General features: G+C 72.4%; 24 protein-coding genes. 10 read left to right on the top strand and 14 right to left on the bottom strand.

Annotation, left to right across the window (positions count from 1 at the left end; genetic code table 11):
- The first annotated feature begins 2 nt into the window (after nt 1-2).
- Together AC6H2I_RS12160 and AC6H2I_RS12165 are read left to right on the top strand one after the other, a co-directional pair.
- Nucleotides 3-926 (top strand): AAA family ATPase, encoded by a 924-nt coding sequence (locus AC6H2I_RS12160; protein ID WP_497500901.1) that lies wholly within the window; start codon nt 3-5, stop codon nt 924-926.
- Nucleotides 923-2,131 carry a vWA domain-containing protein gene (locus tag AC6H2I_RS12165; RefSeq protein ID WP_497500902.1) on the top strand — a complete coding sequence of 403 codons (1,209 nt, stop codon included), beginning with the start codon at nt 923-925 and terminating at the stop codon, nt 2,129-2,131. The genes AC6H2I_RS12160 and AC6H2I_RS12165 overlap by 4 nt, the downstream gene beginning before the upstream one ends.
- Here AC6H2I_RS12165 and AC6H2I_RS12170 read toward each other — a convergent pair.
- The 10 genes from AC6H2I_RS12170 to AC6H2I_RS12215 form a co-directional block, all read right to left on the bottom strand.
- Nucleotides 2,128-2,613 carry a transposase gene (locus AC6H2I_RS12170; protein WP_497500903.1) on the bottom strand — a complete coding sequence of 162 codons (486 nt, stop codon included), beginning with the start codon at nt 2,611-2,613 and terminating at the stop codon, nt 2,128-2,130. The genes AC6H2I_RS12165 and AC6H2I_RS12170 overlap by 4 nt on opposite strands.
- Before the next feature lie 259 nt (nt 2,614-2,872).
- Nucleotides 2,873-3,298, bottom strand: coding sequence for a type II toxin-antitoxin system VapC family toxin (locus tag AC6H2I_RS12175; protein ID WP_497500904.1), 426 nt, complete (start codon nt 3,296-3,298; stop codon nt 2,873-2,875).
- The gene (locus AC6H2I_RS12180) at nt 3,298-3,540 is read right to left on the bottom strand and encodes a type II toxin-antitoxin system Phd/YefM family antitoxin (RefSeq protein WP_497500905.1); all 243 of its coding nucleotides are present in this window, start codon (nt 3,538-3,540) and stop codon (nt 3,298-3,300) included. The genes AC6H2I_RS12175 and AC6H2I_RS12180 overlap by 1 nt, the downstream gene beginning before the upstream one ends.
- 66 nt (nt 3,541-3,606) lie before the next feature.
- Nucleotides 3,607-4,023, bottom strand: coding sequence for a transposase (locus AC6H2I_RS12185; RefSeq protein WP_497500906.1), 417 nt, complete (start codon nt 4,021-4,023; stop codon nt 3,607-3,609).
- A 76-nt stretch (nt 4,024-4,099) separates the two neighbouring features.
- Entirely contained in the window at nt 4,100-5,344 is a 1,245-nt protein-coding gene (ftsY, locus tag AC6H2I_RS12190) for a signal recognition particle-docking protein FtsY (RefSeq protein WP_497500907.1), read from the bottom strand.
- Nucleotides 5,341-6,747: a tRNA (N(6)-L-threonylcarbamoyladenosine(37)-C(2))-methylthiotransferase MtaB gene (gene mtaB, locus AC6H2I_RS12195; RefSeq protein WP_497500908.1), complete on the bottom strand. Its 1,407-nt coding sequence runs from the start codon at nt 6,745-6,747 to the stop codon at nt 5,341-5,343. The genes ftsY and mtaB overlap by 4 nt, the downstream gene beginning before the upstream one ends.
- Entirely contained in the window at nt 6,740-7,018 is a 279-nt protein-coding gene (locus AC6H2I_RS12200) for a DUF2442 domain-containing protein (RefSeq protein WP_497500909.1), read from the bottom strand. Before AC6H2I_RS12200 ends, mtaB begins: the two co-directional genes overlap by 8 nt.
- Nucleotides 7,019-7,057: 39 nt before the next feature.
- Entirely contained in the window at nt 7,058-7,891 is an 834-nt protein-coding gene (dapF, locus tag AC6H2I_RS12205; protein ID WP_497500910.1) for a diaminopimelate epimerase, read from the bottom strand.
- 46 nt (nt 7,892-7,937) lie between these two features.
- A complete protein-coding gene (locus AC6H2I_RS12210; RefSeq protein ID WP_497500911.1) occupies nt 7,938-8,378 on the bottom strand; it encodes a GtrA family protein in 441 nt (146 codons plus the stop codon).
- Entirely contained in the window at nt 8,375-9,400 is a 1,026-nt protein-coding gene (locus tag AC6H2I_RS12215; RefSeq protein ID WP_497500912.1) for a glycosyltransferase family 2 protein, read from the bottom strand. The genes AC6H2I_RS12210 and AC6H2I_RS12215 overlap by 4 nt, the downstream gene beginning before the upstream one ends.
- A 214-nt stretch (nt 9,401-9,614) precedes the next feature.
- Between AC6H2I_RS12215 and leuD the strand changes: the two genes are divergently transcribed.
- Nucleotides 9,615-10,226, top strand: a complete 612-nt coding sequence (leuD, locus tag AC6H2I_RS12220; RefSeq protein ID WP_497500913.1) for a 3-isopropylmalate dehydratase small subunit — start codon at nt 9,615-9,617, stop codon at nt 10,224-10,226.
- 108 nt (nt 10,227-10,334) lie between these two features.
- The gene (gene leuB, locus AC6H2I_RS12225) at nt 10,335-11,447 is read left to right on the top strand and encodes a 3-isopropylmalate dehydrogenase (RefSeq protein ID WP_497500914.1); all 1,113 of its coding nucleotides are present in this window, start codon (nt 10,335-10,337) and stop codon (nt 11,445-11,447) included.
- A gap of 94 nt (nt 11,448-11,541) precedes the next feature.
- Here leuB and AC6H2I_RS12230 read toward each other — a convergent pair whose 3' ends face one another.
- The 3 genes from AC6H2I_RS12230 to AC6H2I_RS12240 form a co-directional block, all read right to left on the bottom strand.
- The gene (locus tag AC6H2I_RS12230) at nt 11,542-11,835 is read right to left on the bottom strand and encodes a con-10 family general stress protein (RefSeq protein ID WP_497500915.1); all 294 of its coding nucleotides are present in this window, start codon (nt 11,833-11,835) and stop codon (nt 11,542-11,544) included.
- 89 nt (nt 11,836-11,924) lie between these two features.
- Nucleotides 11,925-12,881 (bottom strand): hypothetical protein, encoded by a 957-nt coding sequence (locus tag AC6H2I_RS12235; protein ID WP_497500916.1) that lies wholly within the window; start codon nt 12,879-12,881, stop codon nt 11,925-11,927.
- A 368-nt stretch (nt 12,882-13,249) separates the two neighbouring features.
- Nucleotides 13,250-14,818 carry a lysine--tRNA ligase gene (locus tag AC6H2I_RS12240; RefSeq protein ID WP_497500917.1) on the bottom strand — a complete coding sequence of 523 codons (1,569 nt, stop codon included), beginning with the start codon at nt 14,816-14,818 and terminating at the stop codon, nt 13,250-13,252.
- Between the two features lie 101 nt (nt 14,819-14,919).
- Between AC6H2I_RS12240 and AC6H2I_RS12245 the strand changes: the two genes are divergently transcribed.
- The 6 genes from AC6H2I_RS12245 to AC6H2I_RS12270 all read left to right on the top strand — a co-directional run bounded on the left by AC6H2I_RS12245 (nt 14,920) and on the right by AC6H2I_RS12270 (nt 22,187).
- Nucleotides 14,920-15,807 (top strand): hypothetical protein, encoded by an 888-nt coding sequence (locus tag AC6H2I_RS12245; RefSeq protein WP_497500918.1) that lies wholly within the window; start codon nt 14,920-14,922, stop codon nt 15,805-15,807.
- Between the two features lie 72 nt (nt 15,808-15,879).
- Nucleotides 15,880-16,203 (top strand): DMT family transporter, encoded by a 324-nt coding sequence (locus AC6H2I_RS12250; protein ID WP_497500919.1) that lies wholly within the window; start codon nt 15,880-15,882, stop codon nt 16,201-16,203.
- Between the two features lie 95 nt (nt 16,204-16,298).
- A complete protein-coding gene (locus AC6H2I_RS12255; RefSeq protein ID WP_497500920.1) occupies nt 16,299-16,838 on the top strand; it encodes a sigma-70 family RNA polymerase sigma factor in 540 nt (179 codons plus the stop codon).
- Between the two features lie 46 nt (nt 16,839-16,884).
- Nucleotides 16,885-17,925: a FecR family protein gene (locus tag AC6H2I_RS12260; RefSeq protein WP_497500921.1), complete on the top strand. Its 1,041-nt coding sequence runs from the start codon at nt 16,885-16,887 to the stop codon at nt 17,923-17,925.
- A 134-nt stretch (nt 17,926-18,059) separates the two neighbouring features.
- Complete coding sequence (locus AC6H2I_RS12265; protein ID WP_497500922.1) at nt 18,060-20,492, top strand: TonB-dependent siderophore receptor; 2,433 nt, start codon at nt 18,060-18,062, stop codon at nt 20,490-20,492.
- A gap of 15 nt (nt 20,493-20,507) precedes the next feature.
- Complete coding sequence (locus AC6H2I_RS12270; protein WP_497500923.1) at nt 20,508-22,187, top strand: PepSY-associated TM helix domain-containing protein; 1,680 nt, start codon at nt 20,508-20,510, stop codon at nt 22,185-22,187.
- A 7-nt stretch (nt 22,188-22,194) separates the two neighbouring features.
- Here AC6H2I_RS12270 and mtgA read toward each other — a convergent pair whose 3' ends face one another.
- Nucleotides 22,195-22,881 carry a monofunctional biosynthetic peptidoglycan transglycosylase gene (mtgA, locus tag AC6H2I_RS12275; protein WP_497500924.1) on the bottom strand — a complete coding sequence of 229 codons (687 nt, stop codon included), beginning with the start codon at nt 22,879-22,881 and terminating at the stop codon, nt 22,195-22,197.
- Nucleotides 22,882-22,904 lie beyond the last annotated feature (23 nt).

Genomic DNA, 22,904 nt, shown 5'->3' on the forward strand with positions numbered 1-22,904 from the left:
CGATGCCCACACCCATCCCCACCTCCGTCGACGCCACCCTGGACCTGCTGGCCCGCGGCGACTACGTCGGCGACCGGGCGCTGGCCACCGCGCTCTACCTCGCCCTCAAGCTGAAGCGGCCGCTCTTCCTGGAGGGCGAGGCCGGGGTCGGCAAGACCGAGATCGCCAAGGTCCTGTCGGCCACGCTGGGCCGCCGCCTGGTGCGTCTGCAATGCTATGAGGGGCTGGACGTCGCGGCCGCCGTCTACGAGTGGAACTACGCCCGGCAGATGATGGAGATCCGCCTCGCCGAGGCGGCCGGCGACCGCGACCGCGACGCGCTCGCCGCCAACCTCTTCTCCGAGGCCTTCCTCATCAAGCGGCCGCTGCTCCAGGCGCTGGAGCCGGACCCGGGCGGCGCCCCGGTGCTGCTGATCGACGAGCTGGACCGCACCGACGAGCCGTTCGAGGCGTTCCTCCTGGAGATCCTGTCGGACTTCCAGGTGACCATCCCCGAGTACGGCACGATCAGGGCGCCGGAGCCGCCGGTGGTGATCGTCACCTCCAACCGCACCCGGGAGATCCACGACGCCCTGAAGCGGCGCTGCTTCTACCACTGGGTCGACTACCCCGGCGCCGAGCGCGAGCGGGAGATCCTGCGGGTCAAGGCGCCGGGCGCGGAGGCGCGGCTGGCCGCCCAGGTCGTCGGCTTCGTGCAGCGGCTGCGCGCCATGGACCTCTACAAGGCGCCCGGAGTCGCGGAGACCCTGGACTGGGCCCAGGCGCTGGTGGAGCTGAACCAGCTCGAGCTCGACCCGGCGACCATCAACGACACCCTGGGCACCTTGCTGAAGTACCAGGACGACATCGCCCGCATCCAGGGCAGCGAGGCGGCCCGCCTGCTGGCCCAGGTGAAGACCGAGCTGGCGGCCGGCCGCGCCCCATGAGCGCGTCGACCTCCCCGGTCGGCGACACCCGGCTCGTCGCCAACCTCATGCACTTCGCGCGCGCCCTGCGCGTGGCCGGCCTGCCGGTCGGGCCGGGCCGGGTGCTGCAGGCGGTGGAGGCGCTGGAGGCGGTGGGGGTCGGCAACCGGCGCGACGTCTACTGGGCGCTGCACGCGGTGTTCGTCAACCGGCGCGACCAGCGTCCGCTGTTCGACCAGGCGTTCCACGTGTTCTGGCGCAACCCCGACCTGCTCAAGCGCATGATGGGCATGATGCTGCCCGGCCTGCGCGCGGTGCCGATGGACGACCGCAAGGCGCTGGCCCGCCGCCTGGCCGAGGCGCTCAAGGGCCCCGGGGGCGACGACGAGGAGCCCCTGCCGGAAACCACCGAGGTGGAGCTGGAGGCGGCGCTCACCGTCTCCGACCGGGAGCTGTTGCAGGGCAAGGATTTCGAGAAGATGTCCGGCGAGGAGCTGGCCGAGGCCAAGCGCCTGCTGGCCCGCCTCGCCCTGCCGCTGGCCGCCGCGACGACGCGCCGCCACCGCCCCGACCCGCGCGGTCCCCGGGTCGACCCCCGGGCCACCCTGCGGCGCATGCTGCGCAGCGGCGGCGACGTGGCGGAGCTGGCGCGGTCGCGCCGGCGCAGCCGGCCGCCGCCGCTGGTGGCGCTGTGCGACATCTCCGGCTCCATGGGCCGCTACTCGCGCATGCTGCTGCATTTCCTGCACGCCGTGACCAACGACCGCGACCGCGTGCACAGCTTCGTCTTCGGCACCCGGCTGACCCACATCACCCGGCACCTGCGCCAGCGCGACGTCGACGTGGCACTGGACGCCGTGTCGGCCAGCGTGCCCGACTGGTCCGGCGGCACCCGCATCGGCGCCACCCTGCACGAGTTCAACCGGGTCTGGGCGCGCCGGGTGCTGGGGCAGGGGGCGGTGGTGCTGCTGATCACCGACGGCTTGGACCGCGACGCCGGGGAGGGGCTGGCGGCGGAGGCCGAGCGCCTGCACAAGAGCTGCCGCCGCCTGGTCTGGCTGAACCCGCTGCTGCGCTGGGAGGGCTTCGCGCCAAAGGCCTCAGGCGTGCGGGCGCTGATGCCCCACGTCGACGAGTTCCGCCCGGTGCACAACCTCACCAGCCTGGCCGACCTCGCGAAGGCGCTGGAGCGGCCGCCGCGGCGGCGGCGCGGAGTAGAGTTCTAGCCCGAATCAGTGATGAGGGTATGCCGGAGCGCACGTTTTGGGCGAGCTGAGCTGTGGCGCCTTGGGGCGCCTTGGGGTGCGTTGTCGCGGGTTTGTTGATTGCGGGGACGGGCTCGATCGGGGGCGCACGGCCCTTCGGCTACGGCGGGATCTTTGCGGCGCGCTCGGCCAGCAAGGCCATGCTTGATCAAGGCGACGCGGATGGTGTCGAACTGGGCGTCACGCCAGCACGACGTCTTGGGCGCGAGGGGCGTCTTGCCGGGGCGCAGGATGACGGCGACCGGCTTGCCGGTGGTGGCCTCGTCGATGTGCATGGGCAGGAAGCCGTGCCCGTCGTCATGGGCGTTGAACAGCGAGAGCCGCTGGGGGCCGTGGATGCGCTCCTCGGTGTCCTCGCTGTCGAGCACGACGCGCCACGGCACGGCCGCGAAGCTGTCGCAGAACAGGCCCACCATGGCCGCCATCATGCGCTTGAGCGCCACCCCGCAGGTTCTCCAGGCGTGTCATAAACCCGGCAGAATACCGGCACCTTCCGCCATGGCGGGCGCGAACTCCGTTGATCCGTGGCGGCTTTGTTTCAGCACCAAAACCATACACGATGTCAGCGGCTTATGCCGCGCCCGCCACCCTCAATCCCGCGCCTGATGAATTGTTCGGGCTGGTTCCTTTTCATCCAGTGGCGCCGTGTTCTCATCGGCCATTGTAAAAATCTTATAAGAAGTCATTTAGTCTCATGCTGGCTCATGCCAGCAACTGAGCCGGCACGCCAAGCGCGGGTCCCGCTTCGGCAAGCCGTTGGTCCAGCGTATACAATGTGGCTCCATGTTCCGACGCGACGGCAAGATGCAGCGCATCTCCGGCGCGGAGCCCTAAGGTGTGTTGATCGGCAAACCTCGCCGCCGTCCGAAACTGCCCGCCCGAGAGGTTCAGTACAGTGAAGCTCTCGGCGACGAGCTTGTTGAACATGGCAAGCGCGGCTGCGCGCTGTTCTAGGCTGATCTGCCCGGTCCGCAGCTTGATCGCCATGGCCGAGGAGATCTCGGTAATGGTCCAATCACTGATAAGAAGCTGCGCCGGGTTCTGCTCGGCCAACCATGCCTGAACACGCGCCGTCATTGCTTCGTTGGCGAGCGCGGCGACGATCAGTGACGTGTCGAGATAGAGCATCAGTAGCGATCGCCATCCCGCATCGACCGGACGAGATCGGCGGCGCTCTGAGACTGGGGCGGCATCGCAGCTGTCAACGATTGAAGCAGTGCTGCGTCGATCGGCTTGCGCGGCTTGGCCACGGCGGTCAGCCGAGCGACCGGCTTGCCGCGGCGGGTGATATCGATTGAATCGCCCGCCTCGACCCGGTCGACCAACTCGCTCAAATGAGCCTTGGCATCTGCCAGATTGATCACTTTCATCTCACGCTCCTGACCATATAGATGGTCATATGGCGCATCGAGCTTACGAACGCCAGCCCGAATCAGTCATGAGGGTATGCCGGAGCGCACGTTTTGGGCGAGCTGAGCTGTCGCGCCTTGGGGCGCCTTCTCGCGGGTTTGTTGGTTGCGGGAACGGGCGCGATCTGGGGCACCGCCCCTTCGGCTGCGGCGGGATATCAGCAGCGCCCGGAAGCGGATCATCTCCGCGATCCCGTGCCGGATGCGCTCGGGATCGCGCGGGTCCTCGATGCACGGCGCCAGGCGTTCGCTGACGCCGAGCCGCCGGTCGGCCTCCGCAAGGAGCAGCACGCCGGCATCCGACGTGAGGTGGCCGCCGTCGCAGGTGGCGTGGACCGGCTTGCCACCAACAGGTGACGAACCCGGCAGAATCCCGGTGCCTTCCGCCATGGCGGGCGCCAACTCCGTTGATCCGTAGTGGCTTTGTTTCAGCACCAAAACCATACACGATTTCAGCAGCTTATGTCGCGCCCGCCACCCTCAAGCTCGCGCCTGACGAATTATTCGCGCTGGAGCGCGCCTAGCGCGTCTCCAGCCCCATCAGCGACTGGGCGAACTGGTCGGCGTCGAAGGGGCTCAGGTCCTCGACCCCCTCGCCGACGCCGATGGCGTGGACCGGCAGCGCGAACCTCTCCGCCAGCGCCACCAGCACGCCGCCCCGGGCCGAGCCGTCCAGCTTGGTCAGGATCAGCCCGCCGACCGAGACCATGTCGCGGAACACCTCGACCTGGTTGTGGGCGTTCTGGCCGGTGGTCGCGTCCAGCGTCAGCAGGGTGGAGTGGGGGGCGGTGTCGTCCAGCTTCTTGATGACGCGGACGATCTTCTTCAGCTCCTCCATCAGCCCGGCCTTGTTCTGGAGCCGGCCGGCGGTGTCGATCAGCAGCACCTCCACACCCTCGCGCCGGGCGCGCTCCAGCGCCTCGAAGGCGAGGCCGGCGGCGTCCGCCCCGGTGTCCTTGGCCACCACCGGGCAACCCGTCCGCTCGCCCCAGATCTTGAGCTGGCTGACCGCGGCGGCGCGGAAGGTGTCGCCGGCGGCCAGCATGACGCTGTGGCCCTGGTCGCGGAACTGGCGGGCCAGCTTGCCGATGGTCGTGGTCTTGCCGGTGCCGTTGACGCCCACCACCAGGATGACGTGGGGCCTGCGGGTGGTGTCGACGGTCAGCGGCCGGGCCACGGGCCGCACGATCTTGGCGACCTCGGAGGCCAGGGCGCGCTTCACCTCGTCGGGGCTGATCTCCTTGCCGAAGCGGGTGCGCGCCAGCTCCGCCGTCATCTTCGCCGCGGTGACCGGGCCGAGGTCGGCGGTGATCAGCAGCTCCTCCAGCTCCTCCAGCGCCTCGTCGTCCAGCTTGCGCTTGGTGAAGATGCCGGAGATGCCGTCGGTCAGCTTGGACGAGGACTTCGACAGCCCGTCGCGCAGGCGTGACAACCAGCCCTTCTTCTTCGGCTCCTCGGCCGGGGCGGGGGCCGGGGCGGGGGCGGCAGCGGGGGCGGCGGCCGGCACCGCCACCGGCGCGGCGGGCTCCTCGGGTTCGGCCACGGCCTCCTCCTCCGGCGCGCTCTCAGCGTCGGACGGGGCGATGGGCTCGGGCGGGGGAGTCTCGACGGCGGGGGGCGGCGGCAGGTCCTCCGGCAGCTCCGGCGTCTGCGGGTGCGCGGCGGGCTGGAACGCCTGCGCCGCGTCCGCGGCCTCCACCGTGTCGGGGGCGGCGGCGGGGGTGTCGTCCTCGGGCTTCTTGCGGCCGAACCAGCGCAAAATCATTGGTGCTCGACACTCCCAGTCGCGGCGGTCATGGCGCCCCGGGCGCCGTCGATCATGGCGCCCCGGGCGCCGTCGATCATGGCGCCCCGGGCGCCGTCCAATGAGGCGCCCCGGGCGCCGTCCATCAAGGTGCCGGCGAGGGGGCGGCCGGTCAGGCGTTCGCCGTCGTGGCCGGTGACCACGGCCGGCACCAGGGTGCCCGGGGCGAAGGCCGCCCCCAGGCGGATCTCGGTGAAGTGCTCGGTGCGGCCCAGGTCGTCCTTCTCCACCAGCACCCTGGCGGTGCGGCCGACGCAGGCGTCGAGGTGGCGGCGCACGGCGGCGGCGCCGGCCGCGCGCAGGCGCGCCGCGCGCTCCTTGCGGAACGGCGCGTTGTCCTGGGGCATGCGCGCCGCCGGGGTGCCGGGGCGCGGGCTGTAGGGGAACACGTGCAGCCAGGTCAGCCCGCACTCCTCCACCAGCGCCAGCGAATTGGCGAACATCGCCTCGTCCTCGGTGGGGAAGCCGGCGATGAGGTCGGCGCCGAACACCATGTCGGGGCGCAGGCGCCGCACCCGCTCGCAGAAGGCCACGGCGTCGGCCCGGCTGTGGCGGCGCTTCATGCGCTTCAGGATCAGGTCGTCGCCGGCCTGCAGCGACAGGTGCAGGTGGGGCATCAGCCGCGGCTCCTCGGCGATCAGGCGCCACAGGTCGTCGTCGATCTCGATGCAGTCCAGGGACGACAGGCGCAGCCGCGGCAGGTCTGGCACGCAGGCCAGCAGGCGGCGCATCGTCTGCCCCAGGGTCGGGGTGCCGGGCAGGTCGGCGCCGTAGCTGGTGATGTCGACGCCCGACAGCACCACCTCGGTGTAGCCGGCCGCCACCAGGGCGCGCACCTGGTCCACCACCGCCCCCAGCGGCACCGAGCGCGACGGGCCGCGTCCGTAGGGGATGATGCAGAAGGTGCAGCGGTGGTCGCAGCCCTGCTGGACCTGGACGAAGGCGCGGGCGCGGTCCTCGAAGCCGCCGATCAGGTGCCCGGCGGTCTCCGTCACCGACATGATGTCGTTGACCACCACCTTCTCGGCCGGCGGCAGGCCCCAGCTCTCGGGCTGCAGCTTCTCCTGGTTGCCCAGGACCTGGTCGACCTCGGTCATGGCGGCGTAGCGCGCCGGGTCGATCTGCGCGGCGCAGCCGGTCACGACGATGCGCGCCTGCGGGTTCTCGCGGCGCAGCTTGCGGATCGCCTGGCGGGCCTGGCGCTCGGCCTCCGACGTCACCGCGCAGGTGTTGACGATGACCAGGTTCTCCAGCCCGGCACCGCGGGCGTGCGCCCGCATCACCTCGGACTCGTAGGTGTTGAGGCGGCACCCGAAGGTGACGATCTCGGGCTCGGCGCTGCGCGTGGTCGCGTGGTCAGGCATGCCGGGCGCGCTCCCCGCCGGGCAACGGGCTGCCGGTGATGGCGCTGCAGAGAACATCCGGGTCGAGATCCGCTCCGCCTGGCCAGACGACCGCTCCAAGGTCCGGGTCCACACGGACGGCGGCGAATGCGGACGGGTCGGCCAGCGGGGCGAACACCCCGAGAAAGGGCACCAGCGTGGCCACGTCGACGCACCCCTCCACACCATCCTCGAACCGGAGATGCAGGCGGTGGCCCTCAAGCGGGCGTGCGGAAACGATGTCCTTCAGCATGTCCAACTCCAGCGGCGCAATGGCCTGCAGCGGCTGATCTCAGGCATCGGGCAGGCCGGCCGCGAGGCGGCCGGTGAAGGCGACGGCCACCGGGCCGGTCATCAGCACGTGGCCGGCCTCGGTCCACTCGATGGTCAGGGTGCCGCCGTCCAGCACCACGTCGGCCTTGCGGCCGGTCAGGCCGCGCCGGGCCGCCGCCACCAGGGTGGCGCAGGCGCCGGTGCCGCAGGCCCGGGTGATGCCGACGCCGCGCTCCCACACCCGCATGCGGATCAGCGACCGGCCGAGCACGGTGGCGAACTCCACATTGGTGCGCCCAGGGAACAGGGGGTGGTGCTCCAGGCCGGGGCCGATGCCGGCCACGTCCACCGCCTCGGCGTCGTCGACGAAGAACACGCAGTGGGGGTTGCCCATGTTCACCGCCACCGGGTCGGCGACGCCGTCCTGGGCCAGCGGCAGGTGCAGGGTGTCGGCGGCGCGGGCCAGCGGGATGGCGTCCCAGTCGAGCCGGGCCGGTCCCATGTCGACGGTGACGGATTCCGGACCGGCGCGCCAGGCGTCGAGCGGCCCGCACGCCGTCTCGAACCGCACGTGGTCGGCCCCGGTCTCCTCCATCAGCAGCCAGCCGACGCAGCGCGCGGCGTTGCCGCAGGCCTCGACCTCGCCGCCGTCGGCGTTGCGGATGCGCATCAGGGCGAGCGCGTCGGCGCTGCGCGCCGGCTCGACCACGATGAACTGGTCGCAGCCCACGCCGGTCCTGCGGTCGGCGATGGCCCGCACCGTGGCCTCGGCCGGGGTGAACGGGTCGCGGCGTGCGTCGATCACGACGAAGTCGTTGCCGAGCCCGTGCATTTTCAGGAAATCGCGCATCATGACCGCCCTTATATGGCGGAGCGCCGCGCCGAGTCCATGGGCCGCCTCACGCGCCGCGGAAGACCAGCGTCTTGGCGGCCGTGAAGTTGAGGAGCATGCCGGCCAGCGAGCCCGCCGCCACCGCCAGTTCGGGGTGCCCCGGGAACGGCGCGCCGTAGGCGATGCAGCCGGCGTAGACGGCGTAGTTGACCGCACCGCCCACGGAGTTGGCGGCGATGAAGGTGGCCCATTGGCGCCACAGCGGGGCGGGCGGAGCCGCGCGGAAGGTGAAGGCGCGGTTCAGCGCCCAGGTGGCGGTCGCCGCGGCGAGGAAGGACGGCACCCGGGCCGCCAGGAACCCCAGATCGCCGGACGCGGCGAGCCCCAGGCCGTGGAGCAGGGCGTAGAGCACCGCCACGTCGACCGCGAGCCCGGCCACCCCGACCAGGCCGAAGGCGGCGAACTGGCCGGCGAGGCGGCGCAGGGCCCGGCGGTCGGGCGCGTTCACCGGCCGGCCTCCGGCGGGCACACCCCCGGGGCGGGGATGGTGAGGTAGCGCAGCCGCTTGAACTCGCGCCGGCCGTGGGTGACGGTGTCGAGGATCAGGCCGCAGGCAAACGCCAGCAGGCCCGACAGCACCATCCCCACCGACAGGATCGCGGTGGGGATGCGCGGCACGGTGCCGGAGTGCAGGTAGGTGGCGATCAGCGGCGCGGCCAGGACGAAGGCCGCCAGCATCAGGACGGCCGCGGTGGCCGCGAAGAACGGCAGCGGGCGCTCCTCCTTCACCAGGACCAGGATGGTGCGCAGGATGCGGGCGCCGTCGCGCACGGTGCGCAGCTTGCTGGCGGACCCGGCGGGGCGGTCCTTGTAGGGGGTCTTCACCTCGGCCACGGGCATCCGCAGCTCCAGCGCGTGGACCGTCAGCTCGGTCTCCGTCTCGAAGCCAGAGGACAGCGCCGGGAAGCTCTTCACGAAGCGGCGCGAGAGCACCCGGTAGCCCGACAGCATGTCCTGGATGCGGTGCCCGAAGATGGCGGAGACGATGCCGGTCAGCATGCGGTTGCCAAAGCGGTGGCCGGGCCGGTAGGCGGTGACGATGTCGGTGATCCGCGCGCCGTTGACCATGTCGAGCTGGTCGGTCCACAGCCGCTGCACCATCAGCGGCGCCGCGGCCGCGTGGTAGGTGTCGTCGCCGTCGACCAGCACGTACACGTCGGCCTCGATGTCGGCGAACATGCGGCGCACCACGTTGCCCTTGCCCTGCAGCGGCTCGTGCCGGACCACCGCGCCGGCCGCCCGCGCCGCCTCGACGGTGCGGTCGGCGGAGTTGTTGTCGTAGACGTAGACGGTGGCGCCGGGCAGGGCGGTGCGGAAATCGCGCACCACCGCGGCGATCGCCGCCTCCTCGTTGAAGCAGGGGACGAGCACGGCCACCACCGGCGGCGCCGGCGCGGGACCCGTTGGCGCCGACGCCTGCCCCCGGTGGGCGGAGGGCGGGGCGATCACCGTCTCGTCGGTCATGCTCATGGGGCGGTGGCTCGGCGTCTGGGAGACCTCGGGGGAATTAACACCACAACCCGGCCCCTCATTCCAGAGACGAGTCGCGGCCGGGCGCGCCCCCGCGACCCTTCCGTCGTACGGAATGGGCGGCGCGCTCCCACTGGCGTCGGCGCGCGCAGTCTGCTATTCACCGGAGTGCTATCGGCGCTTTGCCGAAATTTCGCGCGCGACAGGTATTGCGATGGAAAAGTTCACCGTACTCACGGGCGTTGCCGCTCCGCTGCCGATGATCAACGTCGACACCGACATGATCATTCCCAAGCAGTTCCTGAAGACCATCAAGCGGACGGGACTGGGCAAGCACCTCTTCGAGGAGATGCGCTTCACCCCCGAGGGAACCGAAGTCGACAGCTTCGTCCTGAACAAGCCGGCCTACCGGAATGCCAAGATCCTGGTGTCCGGCGACAATTTCGGTTGCGGCTCGTCGCGGGAGCACGCGCCGTGGGCGCTGCTGGATTTCGGCATCCGCTGCGTGATCGCGCCGAGCTTCGCCGACATCTTCTACAACAACTGCTTCAAGAACGGCATCCTGCCGATCCGGCTGCCCAAGGAGCAGGTCGACCTGCTGCTGGACGACGCCGGCCGCGGCGCCAACGCGGTGGTCAGCGTGGACCTGGAGAAGCAGGAGATCACCGGCCCCGACGGCGGCCGCATCCCCTTCGACGTCGATCAGTTCCGCAAGCATTGCCTGCTCAACGGACTGGACGACATCGGCCTGACGCTTCAGCAGGTTTCGGCGATCGACACGTTCGAGGCCGGCCGCCGCGTCCAGCAGCCCTGGTTGGCCATGTGATGCCCGGGGGCGGGCCAGCCGGCACCGCCCCCACCGAACGCGGGGCGCGCCGTGCGCCCGGCCACCCATCCGACCCCAGAGACATCAAGAAAGCGGAGCCTGCGTAAGATGGCCGCCCCCAAGAAGATCCTTTTCCTCCCCGGCGACGGTATCGGTCCCGAGGTCATGCGGCAGGTGCGCCGCGTCATCGACTGGATGGACCGCAAGCGCGGCGTTCCGTTCGACGTGACGGAAGGTCTGGTCGGCGGCGCCGCCATCGAGGCCCATGGTGTGCCGCTGTCGGACGCGACCCTGGCCGACGCCAAGGCGGCGGACGCGATCCTGCTGGGCGCCGTCGGCGGCCCGAAATGGGACAACGTCGACTTCTCCATCCGTCCCGAGGCGGGCCTGCTGGCCCTGCGCAAGGAGCTGGGGCTGTTCGCCAACCTGCGCCCGGCGGTGGTCTTCGATGCGCTGATCGACGCCTCGACGCTGAAGCCGGACGTCATCCGCGGCCTCGACCTGATGATCGTGCGCGAGCTGACCGGCGGCATCTATTTCGGCGACCCGCGTGGCATCGAGGACCTGCCCAACGGCGAGCGCCGCGGCATCAACACCCAGGTCTACACCACGTCGGAGATCCGCCGGGTGGCCTCGGTGGCCTTCGAACTGGCCCGCAAGCGCGGCAACAAGCTGCACTCGGTGGAAAAGGCCAACGTCATGGAGTCCGGGCGCCTGTGGCGCCAGGAGGTGATCACCCTGCACGCGGAGCAGTTCTCCGACGTGACGCTGGAGCACATGTACGCCGACAACTGCGCCATGCAGCTGCTGCGCAACCCCAAGCAGTTCGACGTCATCGTCACCGACAACCTGTTCGGCGACATCCTGTCCGACGAGGCGGCGATGATGACCGGCTCGTTGGGCATGCTGCCGTCGGCCTCGCTGGGCGGCGCCGACGCCCAGGGCAACCGCAAGGCGCTGTACGAGCCGGTGCACGGCTCGGCCCCCGACATCGCCGGCAAGGACCTGGCCAACCCGATCGCCTCCATGCTGTCGTTCGCGATGGCCCTGCGCTACTCCTTCGATCTCGGCGGCGACGCCGACCTGATCGAGAAGGCGGTGCAGAACGTGCTGGGCGGCGGCATGCGCACCACCGACATCATGGCGCCGGGCATGGCCCGCTGCTCGACCACCGTGATGGGCGATTCGATCCTGCGCGAGCTCGACAAGCTGGCGTCCTGACGGGACGCCCCCCGTCCCGCCGGGAAGGGGGGCGCCTTCAAGCCCGGGGCGGCCCGCCGCCGGGGGCCCCCGCGCCGGGGCTCCCCGGCCGGGGTCAGTCGCCAGGGTCGGTCGCCGGCTCGGTGCCGCGGCCGCCATGGCTGGCCTGCCCCCCCTTGCGGCCGGCCTCGGCCGCCAGGGACGGGTCCTTCGAGAAGCTGCGCGAGGTGGCCGGCACGCTGCGCCCCCCCTTGCGGCCGGCCGCGGCGGCGAGTGCCGGGTCCTTCGAGAAGCTCCGCTTGGCAGCCGGCACGCTTTCCCCGCCCTTGCTGGCGATCGCCCGCTGCCGGTCACGATCCATCGACGCGAAGCCACGGTTCGACGTTCGTCCACCGTCCTTGGAAGCCATCTCCCACCTCCACCTTTGCCACGTCTCCGGAAACCGGCGACCGGGGGCGGTGGTTCCGTCGGCGGGTTCCGGCGGCGGGCGGGAGCGGCTCAGCGCCGGATGGGCGGGCGCAGCGCCCCGCCCATCGTGCGCACCGGCAGGCCGGCTTCCATGCGCCGGGTGTCGAACTGGTCGAAGATGCGCAGCAGGTGCCCCGCCGTCTCGTCGCCGTAACGCACGTCGATCCGCGCCCGCCCCAGTTCGCTCGCCAGCTCCGTGCGCAGATGGCCGAACATCGCCTCGAACAGCCGGTCGAAATGCCCGTCGGTGAAGGCGAAGCGCTTCTCACGCAGGACGTCGACCATCCGCCGGACGAAGGACTGCCGCTGGAAGTGGAACTGCTTGAAGCGCAGCAGGATCCGCACGAACACGGCGCCGGTGATCGCCGGCAGGGTGGCGTGCCGGCGGATGCGGTCCCACACCTGGGCGTCGCTCTCCGTGCCGATCTCGCGGAACACGGCGACCGCGTCCTCGTTCATCGCCTCCCATTCCTTCTCGTAGAACAGGGCCGACAGGGTGGTCTGCAGGCCGGGCGCCACCACCCGGGGGAACACCGCGCCGGTGAGCGGGTCGAACTCGTCGGGCAGGGCGCCCAGCACGGTGCAGAACATCAGCCGGGTGACGTAGTCGCGCCGCCGCCCGTCCGCTGGCACCCCGTCCGCTGCCACCCCGTCCGCCACACCATCCAGCGCACCATCGGGCAGGATGGCGGTGCCCGGCGCGGCCCCCCCGCCGCACCCGGCGCCGCAGGCCGGCGGGGCATGCCCGTCACGGGGCGCGCCGGGTGCGGCGGGGCGGGCGAGGCAGGTCTGGCAAGTCCGGGCGAACAGCGGCAGCACGCGCGGCCACTGCTCCATCATCACCGCGAAGGCGCGGGTCATCTCGTCCCGGGAGATCGCGCCCTTGGTCGCCAGATGGGGCTCGACCGATTCGTGAAAGGTGCGCACCAGGGCGCGCGCGGTGTCATGGTGGCGCACGAAGGGGGGCGTTTCGGTGGTCTTGGCCATGACGCGTCTTCTTCCTCACCCGCACGGAGGTCGCCCGCCCACCCTTCGCTACCAATCACCGATGCATTTGTCGATAATTTTATGCAATAGGGGCGGTGGGTGCCCGCCATCGTGCCACTGTGCCATCACCGGGCGCCCAGCGCTGTGACGGCCGTCACGGGCCGGCCGGCGGAAGGCAAAAAAAACGCCGCGCCCCGGGGGGCGGCGGCGCCTTGAGAGTAGGGAGGAAACGCCCGGCACACGTGCCGTCGTCGCCCGCGACAGTATGGCCCCCGCTGTCCGCCGGGTAGCCCCGATTCCTCATGAGAGCGGTGCTATACGCGCATATGCACACCGCGGGCGGGGCCGTTCCGGCGGCGACCGGCGGGTCACCCGGCCAAGCGCTCCTCGATCAGCGCCCTGGTCTCGGCGACGCCGTAGAGTTCGATGAACGAGCCCATCCGCGGCCCGGTCGTCTGGCCCAGCAGCACCTCGTAGAGCGCGCCGAACCACGCCCGCAGCTCGGTGAAGCCGTGGCGCTTGCCGACCTCGAACACCTCGTTCTGGATGGCGGGTGCGTCGGCCCCGGCGGGCAGGGCGTCGAGTGCCGCGACCAGCTCCGTCAGGGCCGCCCGCTCCTGCTCCGTGGGCGCCCGGAAGGTCTTGGTCGGCTTGACGAAATCCTGGTAGTAGCGGACCGCGTACCCGGCCAGCGTGTCGAGGAACGGGCTGTTGGCCGGCGACGCCTCCGGCGCGTAGCGCGCGATGAAGCCCCACATCACCTCCTTGGTTTCGGCGTTGGCCACGCCGGCCAGGTTCAGCAGCAGACCGAAGCTGAGATCCGCGCGCATCGCCGGCGGGCGCCCGGCGTGGATGTGCCACGCCGGGTTTTCCAGCCGCTTCGCCGGCTCCTCCGCCGCGACCTTGGAGGTGAAGGCGATGTACTCGTCCACCGCACGGGGGATGACGTCGAAGAACAGGCGCTTGGCGGTCCGCGGCTTCTGGAACATGTAGAGGGCCAGGCTCTCCGGCGGGGCGTAGGCCAGCCAGTCCTCGACGGTCAGGCCGTTGCCCTTGGACTTGGAGATCTTCTGCCCCTTGTCGTCGAGGAACAGCTCGTAATTGAAGCCCTCGGGGGGTGTGCCGCCGAGGATGCGGACGATCTTGCCCGCCAGATCGACCGACGGGATCAGGTCCTTGCCCGACATCTCGTAGTCGACGCCCAGCGCGTACCAGCGCATGCCCCAGTCGGGCTTCCATTGCAGCTTGACCGCGCCGCCGGTCACCGGCGTTTCCACCTTCCGGCCGTCCTCGTCCTCGAAGACGATGGTGCCGGCGTCGGCGTTCCTCTCCAGGATCGGCACCTGGAGGACGCGGCCGGTGGCCGGCGACACCGGCAGGAACGGGCTGTAGGTCTGCTGCCGCTCCTCGCCCAGGGTCGGCAGCATCACCGCCATGACCTCGTCGTAGTGGCGCAGCACCGTCAGCAGGGCCGCGTCGAAGCGCCCGGAGGTGTACCAGTCCGTCGAGGACTGGAACTCGTACTCGAAGCCGAAGCCGTCTAGGAAGGCGCGCAGGCGCGCGTTGTTGTGGGCGCCGAAGCTCTCGTGGGTGCCGAAGGGATCGGGCACCCGGGTCAGCGGCTTGCCCAGGTGTTGCGCGACCATCTCCCGGTTGGGAATGTTGTCGGGCACCTTGCGCAGCCCGTCCATGTCGTCGGAGAAGCAGAACAGCCGGGTCGGCAGGTCGCTCATGGCCTGGAAGGCGTGGCGCACCATGGTGGTGCGCACCACCTCCCCGAAGGTGCCGATGTGGGGCAGGCCCGACGGGCCGTAGCCGGTCTCGAACAGGACGTGGCCTTTGGCGGGCGGGGCCTTGGCGAAGCGCGCGACCAGCTTGCGCGCTTCCTCGAACGGCCACGCCTTCGCCTGCAGAGCCAGTTCCCGCTCGGTCGTCATCGCCCGCGATCCTTTTCCATTCCACTCGTCCACCGGACGGGCGACCCTAGGGCGGTTGGCCGTGCAGGTCAATTCCGGGCGAGACCACGGGGGAGGGGGGAATGGAGGAGACGCCTGGACGGGTGGCTGGACGGCCGGCCGGGGGGGCGCCGGGACGGCGCCGATCCGGTGCGCGCGGCATCGCCACGGTGCTGGCGCTGCTGGCCGGTCTGGCGCTGGTGGTGGCCGCGGAGGCGCTGGCCGCCGACCGCGCCGCCGCCTATCTGGGCGGCCTGCAGGAGCGGGCGCTGGCCACCTTCGCCGCGGCCCGCGGGCTGAACGCGGCGCTGTCGGTGCTGAGCTCCACCGACGTCTCCATCGTCGTCGCCCAGATCGGGCCGGGCCAGGTGCTGGACCCGCTGGACGACCTGGTGGAGCAGTTCTCGGTGGTCATGCTGGGCGCGGTCGCGGCCATCGCCGTGGAGCGCCTCGCCCTGGAGATGGTGGGAGACCTGCCGGCGCTGCTGCTGGTCGGCCTGCCGCTGGCCGCCGTGCTGGCGGTGCGGCTGTGGCGCGGCCATCTCCGCACCCCGGCGGGACGCGCCGTGCTCGCCGTCCTGGTGGTCGCGGTGGCGGTCAAGGTGGTGGTGCCGCTGGCGCTGCTGGCGGTCGAGGCGGTGTCCGCCGCCTATCTCGACGAGCGCTACGTCGCCGCCCAGCAGACGATCGCCCTGTTCGCCGCCAGCGAACCCGCGCCCGAAACCCTGGGGGAGGACGGCACCCTGCTCGACGTCATGCCCGGGCGCGGCCAGATCAACACCTGGGTGGAGCGCATCTGGCGCGACAGCCGGGCGATCCTGGAGGCGGTGGTCGGCCTGATCGTGGTGTTCCTGGTGGAGACGGTGCTGCTGCCGCTGGGCGCCGTGTGGCTGCTGGCCCGCGGTGCCTCGGCGGTGGTGCGCCGGGTGCTGCGGAGCGGGGCGTCCGCCGCGGGCGGGGAGCAGGCATGACGGTCGGCCAGCTTGCCCGGCGCCGCGCCCCGGTCCAGGGTGGCGCGCCACATCAACCGGGATGCGCATGCCATGGGCTGGATCTATCTGTGGGTCGCCATCGTCTTCGAGGTGACCGGCACCGTCTTCCTGAAGAAGTCCGACGGCATGAGCCAGCTGGTTCCCAGCCTGGTGGTGCTGGGCTGCTATTCCGTGTCCTTCACCCTGCTGGCGCTCACCCTGAAGACGCTGGAGGTGGGCATCGCCTACGCCATCTGGTCGGCGGTCGGCACCGCCGCCATCGCCGTGCTGGGCATCCTGGTGTTCGGCGAATCGGTGAGCGCGGTGAAGATCGCCGGCCTCGGCCTCATCATCGCCGGGGTGGTCAGCCTGAACCTTGCCGACCGGGCGCTGTAAGCGGGCGCGGGGGACACGAGCCGACAGAAGATTGATAATCGTTCGCAATCGCCTTAGGCTCCGCGGCGATCCTCCTCCCGTCGTGACGCTCGGTCTTGCCCCATCCCACCGGAAAAAAACTGGCGCTGTTCCTCAGCCATCGCGCCGCCCTGGTCGACTATGCCACGCCGATCATCGGCGACCGCAGCCGCGCGGAGGACGTGGTGCAGGAGGCGTACCTGCGCTTCGTGCCGGATGCGGCGCCTCGGCACCGGTCCAAGCCGGACGCGGCGGCGATCGACCAGCCGGTCGGCTATCTCTACCGGGTGGTGCGCAACCTCGCCCTGGACTGGCGGCGGCGGCGCAGTCTGGAGGCGCGGCGCGGCGACGGTGATCCGGCGTGGTGGATGGTGCCGCCGGCGCCGCGCACGCCGGAGCAGGACCTTCAGCACCGCCAGGACGTGGAGCGCCTCGCCGCGGTCCTGGCCACGCTGCCCGACGAGGCCCGATTGGCGGTGGAGATGCACCGCTTCGGCGGCTATACACTGGAGGAGATCGCCGGGCACCTCGGGGTGTCCGTCGCCACGGCGCACCGCCTCGTCCGCAACGCCCTGGTGCGCCTGGCCGGGAGCCTTGACGAGGCCGGCGCCCGATGATGACAACACGGTGTGTGACAACACGGCTTGTGACAGGGACCGCGCCATGACCCCCGACATGGGCGAACCGCACGACGGTGCGGGCGGCGACCGCGCGTCGCCGGCCGAGGCCGCGGCGGACTGGATGCTGCGCCTGAGCGAGGCGCCGGACGCCCCCGCGGCGCGCGCCGCCTTCGACCGGTGGCTGGCCGCCGATCCGGCGAACGCGGCGGCCTGGCAGCGGGTGCGCGCCGCATGGGGGCTGCTGGGGGAGGTGCCCCCCGGCACCGCCGCGCGGTGGCCGGCGGCGACCGCGACGGGCCCGGTGACGGGTCCGCCCCGGACGCCCTTGCGCCGGCGGCGGGGCATCGTGGCCGGCGCGGCCGCCCTCGCGGTCGCCGCCACCCTGGCCCTGGTGCTGGCGCCCTCCCTGGCGCTGCGGTGGAGGGCCGACCACGCCAACACCACCACCGGCGTGCGCCACGTGGTGCTGGAGGACGGCAGCGCCCTCGACCTCGCCCCCGGCGCCGCCCTGGATGCCCGCTTCACCGCCGAGAGGAGGTCCGTCGCGGTGCTGGAGGGTGAGGTGTTCTTCGACGTGGCCCGCGACGCCGAGCGCCCCTTCACCGTCACCGCCGGGGGGCTGACGGTCACGGTGCTGGGGACCGCCTTCGACGTGCGCCGCGCCGGCACCGCCCTCGCGGTGGAGGTGCAGCGGGGCGCCGTGGCGGTGCGCGTCGCCGGGAGTGGCGGGGGCAGCGGCGGTGGCGGGGGCGGCCTGGACGCCCGGCTCGGCCCCGGGGACCGGGTGGCGGTCGACCTGGGCACGGGGGCGGTGACCCAGGGGCGGATCGCGCCGGACGAGGTGGCGGCGTGGCGCGAGGGGCGGCTGTTCGTGGCCGATGCCACGGTTGCCGACGTGGTGGCCGAGCTGCGCCGCGTCCATCCCGGCTGGATCGTCGTCGCCGACGCCGCGCTGGCCCGCCACCGCGTCACCGGCCTTTACGACCTGCGCGACCCCGACCGCGCCCTGCGCGCCCTGGTGCAGCCGGCCGGCGGCCGGGTCACCGCGGTAACGCCGCTGCTGCACGTCCTCACCCTGCCCTGAGGCGCCGGGCGCCGCGCCGGCAAAAAAAGGTACCGAAGGGGTGAAAAGAATCCGCGGGCTCTTCGTCCTTTGCCCCGACCGCGCGAATGCAAGGCATTCGCGCCATTGATGGGTGAGGACGGGGGACCGACGCGATGGTGCGGAACGAGGGGGTGGCGTGGCCGGTGGCCGCGGCGATGGCGGTGCTGGTGGCGGGGACGCCGGCGCTGGGGCAGGGCGGCGGGGCGGCCGGAGGGACGGCGGTGCAGGCCCCCGGCGATGGACGGCAGGTGCGCTTCGACATTCCGGCGCAGCCGCTGGCCGCCGCGCTGAACGCGTTCGGCCGGCAGGCCGGGCTGCAGGTGACGGTCGACGCGGCCACCGCGGCGGGGGCCAGCGCCCGGGCGGTGTCCGGCGCCTACACCGCCCAGGAGGCGCTGGGCCGGCTGCTGGCCGGCACCGGCATCGTCTGGCGCTTCGACGGCGACCGCACGGTGGTGCTGTCGCGCGCGGCACCGCAGTCGGGCGTGCTGCATCTGGACCCGGTGACGGTGGAGGGCCGCCAGGGGGCGGGCGAGACGGCGACCGGCCCGGTGGAGGGCTACCTCGCCCGGCGCAGCCTGACCGCCACCAAGACCGACACGCCGATCCTGGAGGTCCCGGCCTCGGTCCAGGTGGTGCCCCGCGCCGTGATCGAGGACCAGGGCGCGGTGGCGCTGAAGGACGTCTACGAGAACGTCAGCGGCGTCGCCCAGGCCGGCAACACCCTGAACGCCCAGACCGAGGTGCTGCCGATGGTCCGCGGCTTCGAGTCGCCGACCCTGCTGCGCAACGGGCTGCGCACCACCGGCGTCGGCGCCGTCGACCTGGCCAACGTGGAGCGGGTGGAGGTGCTGAAGGGCCCGGCCTCGATCCTCTACGGCGCGCTGGAGCCGGGCGGCACCCTCAACCTGGTCACCAAGCGGCCGCAGCCCACCCCCCGCCACGCGCTGGAGCAGCAGGTGGGCAGCGAGGCGTTCCTGCGCACCACCGCGGACAGCACCGGGCCGATCGCCGACGACGGGTCGCTGCTTTACCGCCTGAACCTCGCCTACACCAACGCCGACTCCTTCCGCGACGCGATCGGGGTGGAGCGGTTCGCGGTGGCACCCAGCGTGCTGTGGCTGCCCACCGACACGACCGAGCTGCTGGTCGACGCCTCCTTCGTGCGCGAGACCCAGCCCTACGACACCGGCGTGCCCCTGGACGCCGACGGCAACCCGCTGGTCGGCCTCGACACCTACTTCGGCGACCCGGACCTGGGCGGCCGCACCCTGCGCGACACCGCCGCCAGCTATCAGCTCAGCCACGAGGTGAACCCGGTCTGGACGGTGCGCCACCAGCTCCAGCTTCACCGCGCGAGCGCCGAGAACGAATCGGTCCGGCCCCGCGGCGTCGGCCGGGCCGGCGGCCGCACGGTGATGGCCCTGCGCTACCAGAACGAGGACCGCCAGGACGACGAGGCCCAGGCGGTGGTCGACGCCACGGCCGCCTTCACCACCGGCGCCGTCGCCCACACCCTGCTGCTGGGGGCGGATCTGCTGGGCCAGGAGTCCGACTTCCGCCGCTACCGCCAGAACATCCCGGCGGTGGTGGTCAGCGACGACCCCCAGGTCGCCTTCACCCCGCCCGCCGACCAGCCGCGCCAGGTCATCACCGGCACCACCCGCTGGGCCGGCCTCTACGTCCAGGACCAGCTGTCGCTGCTCGACGGCGGCCGTCTCAAGCTGCTGGTGGGCGGGCGCTACGACGTGGTGCACCAGGAGAACCGCACCGACGGCGTCGCCGCGCCGGACGTCGATGACCAGGCGTTCTCCGGGCGGGCCGGCGTGCTCTACCAGGTGACGCCGCAGCATTCGGCCTACGCCAGCCTCAGCCAGTCGTTCCAGCCGCAGGCCCCGGGCACGCTGGACGCCGCCGGCTCGTCCCTCGATCCCGAGACCGGCGTGCAGGTCGAGGTCGGGGTGAAGAGCGCCTTCCTCGACGAGCGGCTGCTGGCCACCGCCTCGCTGTTCCGCATCGAGAAGACGAACGTCGCCGTGCTGGACCAGCCGCTGTTCGCGGCGACCGGGCAGATCGCCTACTTCCCCGGGGTCGAGCAGCGCAGCCAGGGTGTCGAGGTGGACGTGACCGGGGCCCTGACCGAGACCCTGTCGATCATCGCCAACTACAGCTACACCCACACCGAGGTGCTGGAGAACGCCGGCGACCCGGCGATGGTGGGGGCGCCGCTGGGCGGCGTGCCCAAGCACAAGGCCCGGCTGTGGATGACCTACCGCTTCGCCGAGGGCAGCGGCTTCGAGGGGCTGGGGCTTGGCGCCGGTGTGCGCTACGTCGGCGCCAGCACCGCCCAGTTCGACACCGCCGTGCGCCTCGACCCCTACACCGTGGTCGACGCCGCGGCGTGGTACGACTGGAAGGCGCTGCGCCTGGGGCTCAACGTCCTCAACCTGACCGACCGCGCCTACATCGCCCGGGCCAGCGACCGTGCCATCGCCCATCCCGGACAGCCGTTGACGGTGATCGGCTCCCTGTCCGTGCGCTTCTAGCGGCGGGGAGCGGCGATGACGCCGACCCTGCGCCGGCGCCTGTTCCGCCTCCACGCCTGGATCGGGCTTCACCTGGGCGGGCTGCTGTTCGTGGTCTGCTTCTCCGGCACCGTGGCGGTGTTCGGGCCGGAGCTGAACTGGCTGGCCGACCCGGCGCTGCGGGTGGAGCCGCCGTCGGGCGCCGCCCCCGCGCCGCTGTCGTGGCAGCGCCTGCGCCAGGCGGTGGCCGAGGCCCATCCCCACGCCGTGGTGCTGGCCCTGGCGGCGCCGGCGGGACCGCGCTGGGCGGCCTTGGCCACCGTGTCCTACGGGCCGGGGGACGTCCGCCGCGTCGCGGTCGACCCCTTCACCGGCCGTGTCCAGGGCCAGCGCAGTGGCTTCGGCGTCGCCGCCTTCCTGCGCATCGTCCACAAGCAGCTCTACATCGTCCCCTCGGTCGTCGGGGTGCACGGCACCCTGCTGGTGGGGGCGCTGGCGTTGCCCTTGCTGGCGGCGGCGGCCGCGGGGTGGCTGGCGCTGGCCCGCTGGTGGCGGGCCCTGGCCACGCTGCGCACCGGGCGCAGCCCCCGCCTGCTCGTCTCCGACCTGCACCGGCTGGCCGGGCTGTGGGCGGTGCCGGTCACCGCCGTGCTGTGCGTCACCGGCCTCTGGTACCTGGTGGAGACGGCGCTGGGCAGCGCCGGCATCCCGGTGGAGGAGCCGGCGCCGCGGCCGCTGGCCGCCGAGACCCTGCGCCAGCGCCCGCCGGTGCTGGCGCCGCTCGACCTGGACCACGCGGTGGCGCTGGCCGGTGCCGCCTTTCCCGGGCTGCGGGTGGAGCGCATCGCCCTGCCGGTGCGCCACGGCGACCCCCTCACCCTCAGCGGACAGGCCGCGGTCTGGGTGGTGCGCGACCGCGCCAACCTGGTCCGCCTCGACCCCTACGACGGGACGGTGCTGGCGGTGCGGAGCGGCGCGGCGCTGGGCCTGGCGGAACGCTGGGTGGAGACCGCCGATCCGCTGCATTTCGGCACCTTCGCCGGGCTGCCCGGGCGCGTTCTGTGGCTGGCCGGTGGGATGGCGCTGTGCGCCGGCATCCTCGCCGGCCTTTACGGCGCGTGGCTGCGGCTGGCGGCGGCGCGGCCGCACGGCGGGCGCGGGATGCGCACCGCCGGCCTGGCGGCGGCGGTGCCGACGCTGGCTGTGCTGGCGCTGGCGGCGGCGGGAACCTGGGTCTACGGCGGCGAGGCCCTCCGCACGGCCCGCGCGCCGGCGGCCGTGGTGCCGCTGGGCGAGGGCGTGCTGGGGCCGTGGGCGGTGTCGCTGGAGCGGCGCTTCGCCCCGGTGGCGCCACCGGGAACGGTCGACGTGGCGCTGCGCATGGCCGGCGGCGCCACCGCGAACGCGGCGGCGGTGACCCTGTGGACCGGCGACGCCGGGCCGCCGGCGGGGGCGGAGCGGTCGACCCGCCGCCTCGCCGACCGGGTGTGGGCCCGGGTGGCCACCTGCGCCCCGCCGTGCGTCCTGAACGTCCGGATCGACGGCTGGGACGGCGCCAGCCACCGCCTGTCCGTGCCGCTGTATCCGGAGCAGCCGGCGTTGCGCGCGATTCCCGCGGCCGGCGGGCCCACCGCGGGCGAGGTGGCGGTGATCGCCCTGGTCGTCGCCGGGCTGCTGGGGCCGCTGGCGGCCTGGGTGCGGCTGGTGCTGCGCTGAGCCGGGGTCAGGCCCCGCCACCGGCGCAGGCGTCCAAGCGGTCGCGGGCGACGATGGCCATGCGCTGCTGGATGACCCCGGCGCGGCGCGCGACGTAGGCGCTGGGCCGCGCCGGGTCACGGCCGCGGGGGCTGGGCAGCACCACCGCCAGCAGCGCCGCCTCGCGCCGGGTCAGCGCCGCCGCCGGCTTGCCGAAATGGGTGCGCGCCGCCGCCTCGGCGCCGTAGACCCCGTCGCCCCATTCGGCGACGTTCAGATACACCTCGAGGATGCGCGCCTTGGGCCACAGCGCCTCGATCAGCACGGTGAACCACGCCTCCGCCCCCTTGCGCACCCAGGTGCGGTCGGGCCACAGGAAGGCGTTCTTGGCGGTCTGCATGGAGATGGTGGAGGCGCCCTTGAGGCCGCCGCCCTCCTCGTTGTCGGCCAGCGCCGCCTCGATCGCCTCGAAGTCGAAGCCGCGGTGCTGGCAGAACTTGGAATCCTCCGCGGCGATGACCGCGCGCACCAGGTGGGGCGAGACGGCGTCGAGGCCGACCCAGGTCCGGTCCAGGCCGGCGCCGCCCGCCGCCCGCAGCAGCATCAGTGCCGTCGCCGGCGGCGGCACCACCCGGTAGAGCAGCACCCACCCGACACTGACCGCCCCCAGCGCCAGCACCACCGCCAGCGCCGCGCGCGCGAGTCGCCGTTTCATGCCCGCCAAAAGCCGCCCCGCGT

The organism is Azospirillum sp. NS33, from assembly GCF_059703765.1.